Source organism: Streptomyces sp. NPDC029138 (assembly GCF_055564375.1).
Genome location: NZ_JBVHWM010000093.1, coordinates 20,243 through 33,013 on the forward strand (window position 1 = coordinate 20,243; position 12,771 = coordinate 33,013).

The following is a 12,771-nucleotide window of genomic DNA, read 5'->3' on the forward strand; positions in this document are numbered from 1 at the left end:
GGAGTGCACAACGTGGACACCCAGCACACCGAATCGCGCGAAAGTCACCCGAGCCGCAGGGGCTTCCTCGCCCTCGCCGCCACCGCCGGCGCAGCCGCCGCGCTCGGCGGTCTGCCCGCCTTCACCGCGTCGGCGGCTCCTTCCCGCCCCACCTCCTCGCCTCTGCTGTCCGCTGCCGCCGCCGCGAAGAACCAACTGTGGTGGCGGACTCCCAGCTCCTCCGCCTCGATGATCCAGCAGGGTCTGCCGGTCGGGAACGGGCGCCTCGGAGCGCTCGTGAGCAACGACCCCTCCAGCGAACTGCTGATGATCACCGACGCCACCCTGTGGACCGGCGGCGTCAACGACACCCTCCAGAGCGACGGCCAGTTCCCCTACGGGCGGGACGACTTCGGCTCCCTGACCCTGCTGGCCGAACTCACCGTCGACATCTCCGGTCACGACCTGGGCTCCGTCGACAACTACCGTCGCACCCTGGACCTGGCCCAGGGCTTCGTCAGCGCTTCCTACGACCTGTCCGGCGTCACCTACCAGCGGCAGATCTTCGCCAGCCGCCCCGACGACGTCATCGTCCTGTATTTCTCGCAGCTGGGCGGCGGCTCCTACACCGGCACCGTCACGCTGGCCGGCACCCATGGTGAGCACACCACCGCGGATGGCACGGGACGCCACGCCTCGTTCGGCGCCTCCCTCGCCAACGGCCTGAAGTACGGAGCCGCCGTCACAGCGGCCAGCAGCACCGGCACGGTGGCCGTCAGCGGTACGTCGATCTCCTTCGCCGACTGCAAGGATCTCACCGTCGTGGTCAGCGGCGGCACCAACTACGCGCCCGACGCGGCCACCGGGTTCCGCGATCCGGCCCTGGACCCGGAGCGTCTGGCCCGCACCAAGGTCCAGGACGCGGCCGGCCACTCCGCGAGCACGCTGCTGCACACCCATGTCGCGGACTTCCGCCCGGTGTTCGAGCAACTGGACATCGACCTCGGCACATCGTCCACCGCACAGCGCAAGCTGGACACCTGGCAACGGGTACAGGCCCGCTACCGGGACAACGTCCCGGACCCGGAACTCGAGGCGGCCTACCTCCAGTTCGGGCGCTACCTGATGATCTCGGGGTCGCGGGGCGGACTGCCGATGGGTCTTCAGGGCCCGTGGCTGGACGGCAACGACCCGGACTGGATGGGCGACTACCACACCGACATCAACGTCCAGATGAACTACTGGATGGCCGACCGCGCCGGACTGTCGGACTGCTTCGACGCGTTCACGGACTACTGCCTCGCGCAGCTGCCCTCGTGGACGGACATCACCCGGCGGCTGTTCAACAGTCCGACCAACAGGTACCGCAACTCCAGTGGCAAGATCGCCGGTTGGACGGTGGCCATCTCCACCAACCCCTACGGCGGCGGCGGCTGGTGGTGGCACCCGGCCGGCAATGCCTGGCTCTGCCAGAACCTGTTCGAACACTACGAGTACACCCAGGACCGCACCTACCTGGAAAAGATCTACCCCCTCGTCAAGGGCGCCGTGGAGTTCTGGGAGGCCCGCCTCATCACCACGACCGTCACCGACGCCACCGGGTCCGCACGCGAGGTCCTCATCGCCGACAGCGACTGGTCCCCCGAGCAGGGTCCGCTGGACGCCAAGGGCATCACCTACGCCCAGGAGCTGGTGTGGAACCTCTTCGGCAACTACCGCACCGCGACCCGGGTACTCGGCAGGGACACCTCCTACAGTGAGACCATCGACGGTCTGCGTCAGCGCCTGTACCTGCCCGTGGTCAGCCCCAAGACCGGCTGGCTGGAGGAGTGGATGTCGCCCGACGATCTGGGCGAGACCACACACCGGCACCTGTCCCCGCTCGTCGGTCTCTTCCCGGGCGACCGGATCCGCCCGGACGAGTCCACGCCGAAGGACATCCTCGCCGGCGCGACGGCCCTCCTGACCGCCCGCGGCATGAACAGCTACGGCTGGGCCAACGCCTGGCGCAGCCTGTGCTGGGCTCGGCTGAAGAACGCGGAGAAGGCCTACCAACTCGTCGTCAACAACCTGAAGCCGTCGGTGGGCGGCAGCAACGGCACCGCGCCGAACCTCTTCGACATCATGGACATGGGGCAGGGCCGCGGCATCTTCCAGATCGACGCGAACTTCGGCACTCCCTCCGCGATGATCGAGATGCTGGTCTACTCGCGGCCGGGCCACGTCGAGTTGCTGCCCGCGCTGCCCGCCGCGTGGGCGGCATCCGGCTCGGTGTCCGGAGTCGGCGTGCGGGGCGGCTTCGTCGCCGACCTCAGGTGGAAGAACGGCAAGGTCGCGCAGGTGACGTTGAAGAGCGTCGGCGGCCGTGACACGACCGTCTTCGCGGGCGGCACCTCGCGCAGGATCAGCCTCGAGCCCGGTGGGTCCGTCACGTTGAGCAACCTCGGCTGAGCCCGGTTCGACACATCCGACCAGCAGCCCGAGCCAACCCCCGATGACCTGTCGTCCGCGGACCGTCCCGCCGTCCGGAATCCGTCCGTCTTCGGCGGAGGCCGGCCGGGCCGGGCTCCCCGCGGAGCCTGCCTGCCGCGGACGGCGCGGAGAGTGGAGAGAACAACGATGTTCCCGGAAAAGCAAAGCAGGGCGGCGGATCGCCGACCGCGTCGCAGAACCTGGCTGTCCGTGTTCGGTGCGCTGACCGGGATGACCCTCACGGTCGTTCCGTTGAGCACCGCGCACCTGGCAAGCGCCGCCACGTCGTCGTCGCCGGGCAAGGGCACCAGGGTCAGCGCCTGGTCGCCCAGCATGACGACCGGCGGCCCGTCCTTCGACAACCAGACCATCCGGATGGTGGTGCACAGCAGCGTCGCGGGCTCGGGCGTACGCATCACCCTGTCGAACCGGTACAGCACCACCCCGCTCGACGTCAGCACCGTGGACGTGGCGGTCCAGGCGAACGGCGGCGAGGCGACGCCCGGCACCACTCGGAACGTCACCTTCGGCACCTCCCGCCACGTCACGATCCCCGTCGGCGAGGAGGCGGTCAGCGACGTCGTCCCGATCTCGGTCAGCGCCGGCGAAAACCTTCTCGTCAGCCTCTACATCCCCGGCCCGACGGGAATGTCGACCTGGCACTCCGACGCGTTCGACACCACGTACATAGCCTCCGGCAACCACGCCGGTGACGACAGCGCCGCCTCCTTCGGCGCCACCACGACCTCCTGGTACTACCTGGCAGGGCTGGACGTCCTGTCACCGACCGCGAGAGGCACCGTCGTCGCCTTCGGTGACTCCATCACGGACGGCTACCACTCCTCGACCGGCACCTACACCCGGTGGCCCGACTTCCTCGGGCGCCGACTGGGCTCCGAACCGGGCCCGCAGAAACTGAGTGTCGTCGACGCCGGTATCGGCGGCAATCGGGTCCTCACCGACGTTCCGAACCTGTGGCAGGGAGTCAGCGCTCTCAAGCGCTTCCGCCACGACGCCCTCGGTCAGCCGGGCGTCAAGGACGTCATCCTCTTCGAAGGCATCAACGACATCGGCAACAACGCGGGCCCCGACGGCCGGCCACTGACCGCCCAGGACCTCATCGACGGCTACCGCATCCTGATCGACGAGGCGCATGCCGCACACGTCGCCGTCATCGGCGCGACTCTGATGCCCGACGAGGGAAACGGGTACTACACGCCCGACGCCGAGGCGATCCGACAGAGCGTCAACCAGTGGATCCGCACCAGCGGCGCCTTCGACGGCGTCATCGACTTCGACCAGACCATGCGTGACCCCGCGAACCCGGCAGCGCTCAACCCGGCCTTCGACTCGGGCGACCACATCCACCCCAACGACGAGGGGATGAAGGCGATGGCCGACGCGATCGACCTGCGGCTCCTGCGCACCTGACCCTCGTGGGTACCGGTCGCCTCGGAAGCGGCGCCCGCGAGCCCGGAGCGGCTCGCGGGCGCCCCTCCGTCCCGTCCCGGGCCGCGGGGGCAGGTTGGCTATCGAGCAGGGTGCCACCGGGGACGCGATCACGGTGGCCGCTGAGGCCGATGAAATCGGGCCGATGGCCCGGAATCCCTGTTTCGTCAGCTGCCGGTGTGTGGGGCCGGCGCGGGTAGTTCCACAGTGACGCGGAGCCCGCCGGCGGCGCGCGGTGTGAGGGTGAGTGTTCCGTCGTGTGCGTGGGTGATGGATTTGACGATCGCCAGGCCGAGGCCGACGCCTGCGTGGTCGGTGCGGATACGTTCGGTGCCGCGCCGGAACGGTTCGGTGAGTGTCGAGACCAGCTGCGGGGTGAGCTTCTCGCCGGTGTTCTCGACGGTGAGCACCACAGTGCTGGGGCGGACGCCGGTGCTGACCCACACGGTGCCCTGTTCCGGCAGGTTGTGGAGGATCGCGTTGTGCACGAGGTTAGTGGTCAGCTGTAGCAGGAGTGCCTGCGACCCGCTCGCGGGGGCGATGTCACCGCCGGTCTCCACGGTGACGCCATGCTTTTCCGCGAGGGGGAGGAGCGTTTCGGTGGCTTCTTCCGCCAACAGGGACAGGTCGACGCGTTCTCGGGTGAAGGACCGCTGCTCGGCGCGGCTGAGCAGGAGCAGTGCCTCGGTAAGGTCGATCGCCCGGGTGTTGACGGTGTGGAGGCGGTCGACGAGTTCGCCGGTGTCGCGGTCCGGATCGGTGCGGGCCACGTCGAGAAGTGCCTTCGAGACGGCCAGCGGGGTACGCAGCTCGTGTGAGGCGTTGGCCGCGAATCTCCGCTGTTCGGCGACGTGTGCTTCGAGCCGGGCGAGCATCGTGTCGAAGGCGTCGGCGAGTTCACGGAACTCGTCCTGGCGGCCCGGTAGCCGGATCCGGTGGGAGAGCGACCCCTGCGCGGCCATGCGTGTGGCGTCGGTGATCCGGGTCAGGGGGGCGAGCATGCGGCCGGCGAGGATCCATCCTCCCAAGAGACCGAGGACCAGCAGGAGCGCTGACACCACGGCCGCCGAGGCAGCGACAGAGCGCAGGAGGTCGGCGCGGTTCAGCGGCCCGTCAGGGCTGGTTCCCATCTCGGGCTGGTATCGAAGGATGATGACCCACACGATGGCGAACAACAGGGCACCTGCGAGCGTCAGGAACCCGGCGTAGCTGAGGGTGAGTTTCAGGCGAACGCTCAAACCAGGGGCCCTATCCACGGTCCCCTCCCCTGTGTCCGGCCTCCGGTTGCGTGTCGATGCGGTGGCCGGCGCCTGGCAGGGCGGCGATGGTCCAGGTCTCGCCGAGGCGCTTGCGCGGTGCCCGAACGCTGATGCGCACCGCGTTGGTGAACGGGTCGGCGTTCTGCGTGAGGTAGTCGTCGGCGCCGAGTCCGACCCCGGAGGCCTTGTCGTCGAGACGGTCGGCCGGGGTGAGCATGAGAATCGGCATGCCGCTGCCGGAGGCGGCGCTGCGTTGGGCGACCTCATCACCGGGCGGTCGGGGGCCATCGAAGTCGAGCACGGCGATGTCGTAAGTGTTGACGCTCAGCTGTTCCGGAGCGGTGTCACCGTCACCCGCGATGTCGACCGCGATCGCTGCCAGCCGCAGGCCGTCGCGGATGGCTCCTGCCAGATCGGGTTCGTCCTCGACGATCAACACACGCATGCGCTCGATGCTACGAGTCGGCGCGTATCGTCGGCGTATCGGAAACCGCGTAGGTGCCGGCAACACGGCGGAGACCGGGCAGGGCGGTGGCCGCCGGGACACCGGCGGCGACGCCAATCCCGACCCGGCCGGCACCGCCCGCGACCTGGCCGCCTCCGGGGTTGACGTGCTGGCCCTGGTGGAGCTGGACGCCGCAGGCTCGGGGCACGTACGAGAAGGAGCTGGCGCAGGCGTACCCGCACCACATGGTGCAGGCCGGTGCCGCGCACCACGGTGGCCCCGCCGCGTCGCGGCTACCCATCCGGAGGCACGCGGATGGCGAGCGGACCGATCACCACAGAGGATGAGTACGCATCCCTGGTAGCAGATCTGTGGCAAATCGCCTGGTCCGCTGCGGGTCTGCGAAGGAGGCACCCCGTGGAGAGTGTTGACACAGGCCGGTTCGGAGCCGTGGGACTCTTACCGGCGGTGGTCGTGTGAAAATTCACGGCAACTCGCCCGCCAACTCGCGCCTGCGTGCGCAACGCACGCTGGCGAAAGCAAAAACCAGACCGTCGCGCGTCTCCCTGACGGTGATCATGCTGGTTCTCCTTGCGACGACCGGGCTGCTGGGCTGGTTCGGCATCAAGGACTTCGTCGGGGCGCTGACCTTCGCCGGTCACATCACCGGTGCCGTACTCATCGCGGTGGCCTTCACCACCCTGTTGGGCGCTTTCGCAGCCGCGGACCACTGGCTGTCGCACAAGTTCGAATACTCCGGGCTGGTGGCGCTGATCGGCACGTTCGTGGCCACGCTGACCAACCTTCTCGTCCTGGCCGAAATTCTGAAGGACGGCGACTCAGCGTTCTTCAAGGCGCTGTTCGTCGTCCTCACGGCGGGCTCGGCATGGGCTGTCTTCGCGGTGTGCCGCACCTCGGTCGTGATCCCCTCTCCGAAACGGGTGGCCGCGACACTGGTCGTCACCACGGTCATCGCGCTGGCGAATTTCGGCTACCAGAACCTCTACCAGCCGGCCCAGCGCGAAGCCGGTCCTGTCATCCGGTTGACCGTGGGAAAGCCGATGACGAATCCGAATCGCAAGGCATTCTCCGTGCCGGTGGACATCACGATCGAGAACCGCAGCGATGCGGCCTTCTACGTTCTGGGCACCGAATTCCACGCCATGGGTGAGCGGGTGCCTCTGAGCTCGCAGGACCGGCTACGTCAGCAGTGGCGAGCTGATTCCGAGCAATGGGCGAACTTCCAGGGAGTCAACCCGGTCTCCCGCAGGGAGATCCACCAGCCCGGCGAGTTGGTGTCGGCGCAGCCATGGATGCCCTGGGGACGATGGGTCTACGCCAGCGACACGTTCTCCTCCCGAGTGGTCGTGCAACTTCCCGTGGAGACCCCGTACGATCAGCTGGCGTTCTATGCCAGCGCGCATCTCACACGCAAGGACCGCGCTCGTCTGGACAACCTCAGCTTCAGCGGGTACAGCTGGCGTGGCGCCCAGGTACCCCAGTGGTTGAAGCAACAGAAGGATTTCGACTCCATCGTCTACAAGAGCCGGATCCACGAGAACAACGTGATCGACGAAAAGACGAGGGAGCCTCGGTACATGACCGTCTACTGGCGGTTCGGGGCCCACGGAGTCAACGTGCTGGAAACCATCAGCACGGTGGACGGCAAGAACGAGTCCCAGGAAGCGGTGGAGGGCCGGTACGGCCTCCGCGTGGTGGAAACAGGCCCGGTCGAACGGCCCCTGTGGGACGTCAAGAGTGGACGCTGACCGGCGCCTCCGCGCCGGGCACGGGAGAACGCTCGTCCAGCAGTCCCTCGAGCCACACCACCAGGGCGAGGGAGCTGTTCATACGGTCCCAGGAGGAGGAGTCGCCCATGCCCAGCTGGGCCTCCCGCACCGCCTGGCAGAGTGTGTCGATGTCGAACATCTCCGCGATGAGCGGATGCCGCGCGGAGCGGCAGAGGTCGACGAGTTCGTCGCCGTGTGACCGCAGACCATGGACGTACGGCTCGTTGAAGGGGATCTTGTCCGCTCGGTCGCGTATCCGGGGCGGGAGCAGATCCGCCATGGCCTCGCGCAGAACCGCCTTCGGACGGCCCGGACGGAATGTGGCTTCGGCGGGGAGGCGGCGCATCGTGGCGATGACCTCCGGGTCGAGGAAAGGGTGCGAGAGAAAGAATCCGTTCTGCTGTGCACTGCGCCAGGAAACCGGGTCGGGCGCGGCGAGGTAGTTGGCCGCGTCGTAGAGCGACTGTTCCGGCTCGCGCCCGAAGAGGAAGCGGCTCTCAGCGGCGCCGGCCTCGCGGTAGCCGTGAGCCCGTGCGAAGCCGCGTCGCAGCCATGGCGGGCGGGTGAACGGGCCGAGGCCGCCGAGGACCGTTCCGCGGCGGACGAACCTGGTGATCCGTTCGGCTGTCAGCGGAAGCGCCGGCTGTACGACGTGGGTGCGGACGATGTCGCGTACTCCCTGTCCGCTCCCCGCGGCCCGGGCCCGCGCCTGACTCGTCATCTCCCGGAGCCGTCCGGACCGGGCCAGCCGGTGCAGATGAAACGGGTTGGCGTCCACGATCGGATCGGCTCCGCATCCGGTCAGGAGGGTGTCACAGCCCAGCTCGGCCGCGGCGGCATGCAGCCTGCTCCAGAAGGGGGCACGGTAGGCGTTGGCATCAGGCTCGTCCGAGTCCCCGGCGTGGTGGAGGAAGTCATCGAAGTCGGCCACGTCGTCGGCGTCGACGATGACCGGGCGGGCGCCGGGTGCCTGTCTGCGGACCGCCTCCACCGCCTCCTCCAGGTACGGCCGCTCCGCGGCCAGCTCTCCCCTGCCGAAACGCCCGGCGAGCAGGACCAGGTCCCCGGTGCCGCCCTCGTGTCCCGCGGCGAGCAGACGGGCCGTGAGCAACGCGACGCTGGTGGAGTCGGTGCCGCCGGAGACATGGCAGGCGATCGTCCGGCCGAGGCGGCGCCCGACAGCGTGCTCGAGCGCGCGGCGCAGCTGCTGCCCGGGACCGGATCCGTCTGTCACCGGTACGGGCGGACCGTCAGTGCGCCCGGTGCGCCCGGTGCGGCTCAGTCGCCGGCCGCGCATCCGCCCGGTGACGGAGAGTTCCACCACCTCACCGCCGAGGATCCGGTGCACCCCGGCGAAGGGGGTCAGTTCCGTGTGCGGTTGTGCCAGGTTCCCGGTCAGATACCGGCAGAAGTAGCGGCGTTCCAGCTCCGCGGCGCTGCCCAGGCTGCGCGCCGAGGTACTCGCCGCGCTCACCCGGCCATCGGACTCCCTGAAGAACAAGGGGATGCGCGCCTGATCGTCCCGCATCAGCAGGACGCGGTCGTGGTACATCAGGACAGCCGCGAAGTCGCCGGTGGGCAGCGGCGGTTCGGATCCCGGCCGGGCGAAGGCGGCGAGGAGAGCGTGTGCGCCCGCCAGGCGGTCGCGGACCGAGCCGACCCAGCCGACGACCGCCGCGGTACCGGCTGGTGAGGACACCGTCGTCACGAGTCCTTGCCGGACCATGGCCTCGGCCGTCCGGAGTTCGGGTGCGTCCCCGGCGAACCCGACTCGGAGCGCTTCCATGCCGACGCCCTCAGCAGCCGATCGAGAGGACCGGTGTGAAGGCGTGCCCTCGCGGATCGGCGTCCGGGATGCTCAGGCCGGCCGCAGACGTCCAGGCGTGCATGGCGAACGGGTGCTCGCGCACACCCACGTGCAGTACGGCCTTGAAGCCGCGCCGCCGCAACAGGACGAAGGCCGTGAGCGCCTCGGTCTTGCAGTCGCCGTTGACGAACCAGCTTCTCCGGCTGACTGCTTGAACCGCTCGTTTCAATCGCTCGACGTCCGCCGCGGAAGGGGTGTCCGTTCGGGCGTACTGAGGGGCGACCAAGGGCAGGAGCCGAAGGACGCGTCCGAAGCCGAGCGTCCGGATCAGCAGGTGCCCGCTGCGCAGCCAGAGTCCGAGCTGGGCGCCCGTAGCCGCCGGCCGGCGGGCCGGCGCGCATCCGGCTCGAACCAGACCGGTGACGAGTTCCGCGCGTTCCTCGGAGCTTTCGTCGGCGAACTTCTCGACGTCCGCCGTCGTCATTCCGAGAAATCGCGTCCGCTTCCAGTCGGCGATGAGCGCCCCTCCGGGCAGCCTGGCGACGCGGCAGTGCGGTGAGAGAATCCGTGTCATGGCCACCAGGGCGTCGGGGTCCGGTGTCACCGCACCACCTCCCATGCCCCGGTGCACGGTGTCAGGACTGATGTCCGTGACCGTCGTAGTCGCCGCCGCTGAAACCGCGGATCAGACGGCCGCCGCCGAGAAGGACAAGGCCACGCGGCATTCGGAGCCGCAGCAATCGGATCAACATCGCCTACCTCCAGAACCGGGTGGCGTCGATCAACTCCAGGCTACTCTGGCCCGCATGCCTCGCAACCTTGAGTGGGGCAGGCGAGCACAGAACATGATCAAGCGCCCACCTCGCTGATGCGAGGTGGGCCCTTTGACCTGCGACGAAGAAATAGTCCTCGCATGAGAGTCGGTCCACTACGGGGATGTCGGCCGCGACGAAGTCGGCCAGCCGCTCCTTCGAGGGGGGCTCGGCGGCGCATGGGGGCGTCCTGCGCTAGCGTCCGCCGTCATGACGATGGTTTCGCTCAAGGATTTACGGGCGGAGTTGCGGGATCTGGCGGAACCGGCTGTGCGGGTGCAACAGGAGCGGGTGCTCAGCCGTGTGGAGGACGACGAACTGCTCGGCGTACGCGTGCCGGTGCTGCGCAAGCTGGCGCGTTCCTACTGCGGCCTCTCCCTCGACGATGTGGACGCACTGCTGCACAGCCGTGTCCACGAGGAGCGGTTCGCCGGGCTGCTGGTCCTGGCCGAGCAGGTGCGCACGGCGCGCCGCGCAGACCGCCGGGCACTGCTCGACTTCTATCTGGCGCGTACCGACTGCGTGGACAACTGGGACCTCGTTGACGGTTCCGCGCATGTCGTACTCGGGCCGTGGCTGTTGGAGGGGGATCTGCGGGTCCTGGACGAACTGGCCGCGTCATCGTGGCTGTGGGACCGTCGGATCGCGGTAGTCGCCACGCTGGCGTTGATCCGCGAGGGACGCTTCGAGCCGACGCTCCGCCTGGCCTTGACGTTGCGGCAGGATCCGGAACCTTTGATCCACAAGGCGCTCGGCTGGATGCTGCGGGAGATCGGCCGTCGGGACGGGCCGCTCATGGTGGCCTTCCTCGACCGGCATCTCGACGAGCTGCCGCGCGTCACCGTGCGCTGTGCGACGGAACGGCTGGCGCCGACCGAGCGGGCACGGTTCGTGAAGGGGCGATAGGGCGGGGAACAAATCCCGGCCCGGTCGGAACGTACCCCCCGGTGAACCCGTTCACATTTGGCGTCGGCACGGACGGCCTGCTTCGACCGGCGCCGCGACAAGGCGAGCATGTGGCCTGTGCCGGCGGAGGACCGGTCCTGAGCGCAGGCGAAAGCGAACCGCTGTGGCGCCTGTGTGATCCCGCGGCGTGTGGTTGACGATTGAACGAAGTGGTTTAACATTCATCTACAGCGTCGGACAGCGCGCCCGCACGGCACCTGTAGCCCAGGTGGACTGCGTCCGCCACGGCGCATCACACGCATCCTCAGGATCGGAGACGACTCCATGACCACCCCCGTCCGCCTCGCCGTCATCTACTACTCCTCCACCGGCTTCTCGGCCGAAATCGCCAAGGAGATCTCGGAGGCTGCCCAGAAGGCGGGCGCCGAGGTGCGCCTGCTGAAGGCCGCCGAGCTGGCTCCGGAGGCCGCCATCGCCTCCAACGAGGCGTGGGCCGCCCACGCCGCGGAAAGCGCGGGCGTCCCCGTGGCCACGACCGCCGACGTCGAGTGGGCGGACGCGATCGTCTTCGGCACCCCCACCCGCTTCGGCAACATCTCGTCCCAGCTGAAGCAGTTCATCGACACCCTCGGCGGCCTGTGGGCCCAGGGCAAGCTGGCCAACAAGGTCTACAGCGGCTTCGTGACCACCGCCACGGCGCACGGCGGCCAGGAGTCCACGCTGCTCGCCCTGTACAACTCCATCCACCACTTCGGCGGGATCATCGTGTCCCCCGGCTACACCGACCCCGTCAAGTTCGTCGACGGCAACCCGTACGGTACGTCGCACGTCGACGCCCAGGGCAACAACCCGGTCGGCGAGCAGACCCGCAACGCGGCCCGTCACCAGGCCGAGCGCGTCGTTCAGGTCGCCGCCGCCCTGAAGGCCGGCCTCGCCTGACCCACCTGGCGCGCGGCCTGCCCCATCTGAGCGCCCCACACGGGGCGATCCCTGCCTGACGTACGGCATGTTGGACTGAGCCCGTACCCGCCGTGCCACCTGCGGCGGGTACGCCGGACGGTCGTGCTCACTCGTGTTCGATGACATCACCCCCTCCGTGGTTCACGTGACCCCGGAGGCGGTTCAGTTCCATCAGGAGCTGAAAGCAAGCGGCCCCTGTCCCGTGCGCCGTACGTCCCCGTCGGCCCCGGGGATGGTCCCCGACTTCGCGTAGGGTGCTGGTGCGGCGGGGAGCGGATGCGCTACCCGGCTCCGACTGGCCCTGTGTGTCGGGAAGGGATGAGATGGCGAAGGCGAGGACAACGCGTTCCGAGGGGCGAGCCGGCGGGCGCGGGGAGCGTTCGGGCGCGGAGCAGGCGGCACCCGCCAGTGGCCGGCCCCGGGATCCGGCGATCGAGGAGGCGATCATCCAGGCCACGCGCAAGCGGCTGGCCACCGATGGTTACGCGTCCATGACGATCGGGGACATCGTCGCGGACGCCGGCGTCACCCGGCCGACCCTCTACCGGCGTTGGGCGAACAAGTACGACCTCGTCATCGACGCCCTGGAATACGGACTGCGCAAGCAGCGCGAGGCCTACCCTTCGCTGGACATGGACCAGTTGGCTCCGCGCGAGGCGCTGGTGGAGGCGGTGCGCCGTCTCGACCCTCGCTATCACAACGAGCGGGCCATGGCCCTGCACGGCAACTTCATGGCCGAGGTGGAGCGGGTGCCGGGCCTGCTGGAGCAGTTGCGGGAGCACGGCGTACGGCCTCGTTGCGAGGAACTGCTGATGACGCTCGTCTCGCTACAGCGCCGCGGCGCCGTGCGGGAGGACGTCGACCTGGACATGATCGTCACCCTGTGTTTCGG

At 68.9% G+C, this 12,771-nt stretch carries 10 protein-coding genes and 1 pseudogene; 7 read left to right on the forward strand and 4 right to left on the reverse strand.

The features are described 5' to 3' along the window. The first annotated feature begins 12 nt into the window (after positions 1-12). Together ACZ4WH_RS40500 and ACZ4WH_RS40505 are read left to right on the forward strand one after the other, a co-directional pair. Positions 13-2,430: a glycosyl hydrolase family 95 catalytic domain-containing protein gene (locus ACZ4WH_RS40500; protein WP_468190455.1), complete on the forward strand. Its 2,418-nt coding sequence runs from the start codon at positions 13-15 to the stop codon at positions 2,428-2,430. Between the two features lie 273 nt (positions 2,431-2,703). After that, on the forward strand, positions 2,704-3,882 hold the full coding sequence (locus tag ACZ4WH_RS40505; RefSeq protein WP_468190457.1) for an SGNH/GDSL hydrolase family protein: 1,179 nt from the start codon (positions 2,704-2,706) through the stop codon (positions 3,880-3,882). Positions 3,883-4,067: 185 nt separating this feature from the next. Here ACZ4WH_RS40505 and ACZ4WH_RS40510 read toward each other — a convergent pair whose 3' ends face one another. Next, complete coding sequence (locus tag ACZ4WH_RS40510; protein WP_468190459.1) at positions 4,068-5,138, reverse strand: sensor histidine kinase; 1,071 nt, start codon at positions 5,136-5,138, stop codon at positions 4,068-4,070. Between the two features lie 10 nt (positions 5,139-5,148). Then, positions 5,149-5,604: a response regulator gene (locus ACZ4WH_RS40515; protein ID WP_468190461.1), complete on the reverse strand. Its 456-nt coding sequence runs from the start codon at positions 5,602-5,604 to the stop codon at positions 5,149-5,151. 37 nt (positions 5,605-5,641) lie between these two features. On the opposite strand from ACZ4WH_RS40515, the pseudogene ACZ4WH_RS40520 reads away from it, so the two are divergent. Further along, positions 5,642-5,858 (forward strand): annotated as a pseudogene (locus ACZ4WH_RS40520) (hypothetical protein); the annotation flags it as partial. Between the two features lie 222 nt (positions 5,859-6,080). After that, complete coding sequence (locus ACZ4WH_RS40525; protein ID WP_468190463.1) at positions 6,081-7,373, forward strand: hypothetical protein; 1,293 nt, start codon at positions 6,081-6,083, stop codon at positions 7,371-7,373. Here ACZ4WH_RS40525 and ACZ4WH_RS40530 read toward each other — a convergent pair. Both ACZ4WH_RS40530 and ACZ4WH_RS40535 read right to left on the reverse strand, forming a co-directional pair. Continuing rightward, entirely contained in the window at positions 7,357-9,180 is a 1,824-nt protein-coding gene (locus ACZ4WH_RS40530) for an asparagine synthase-related protein (protein ID WP_468190465.1), read from the reverse strand. The genes ACZ4WH_RS40525 and ACZ4WH_RS40530 overlap by 17 nt on opposite strands. 10 nt (positions 9,181-9,190) lie before the next feature. After that, positions 9,191-9,805 carry a lasso peptide biosynthesis B2 protein gene (locus tag ACZ4WH_RS40535; RefSeq protein WP_468190467.1) on the reverse strand — a complete coding sequence of 205 codons (615 nt, stop codon included), beginning with the start codon at positions 9,803-9,805 and terminating at the stop codon, positions 9,191-9,193. Positions 9,806-10,223: 418 nt separating this feature from the next. Between ACZ4WH_RS40535 and ACZ4WH_RS40540 the strand changes: the two genes are divergently transcribed. The 3 genes from ACZ4WH_RS40540 to ACZ4WH_RS40550 form a co-directional block, all read left to right on the forward strand. Then, entirely contained in the window at positions 10,224-10,919 is a 696-nt protein-coding gene (locus tag ACZ4WH_RS40540) for a DNA alkylation repair protein (protein WP_468190469.1), read from the forward strand. A gap of 324 nt (positions 10,920-11,243) precedes the next feature. Then, complete coding sequence (gene wrbA, locus ACZ4WH_RS40545) at positions 11,244-11,858, forward strand: NAD(P)H:quinone oxidoreductase (protein WP_468190470.1); 615 nt, start codon at positions 11,244-11,246, stop codon at positions 11,856-11,858. A 344-nt stretch (positions 11,859-12,202) separates the two neighbouring features. Next, positions 12,203-12,771, forward strand: a 569-nt coding sequence (locus ACZ4WH_RS40550; protein ID WP_468190472.1) for a TetR/AcrR family transcriptional regulator, incomplete at its 3' end; no start/stop codon positions are given.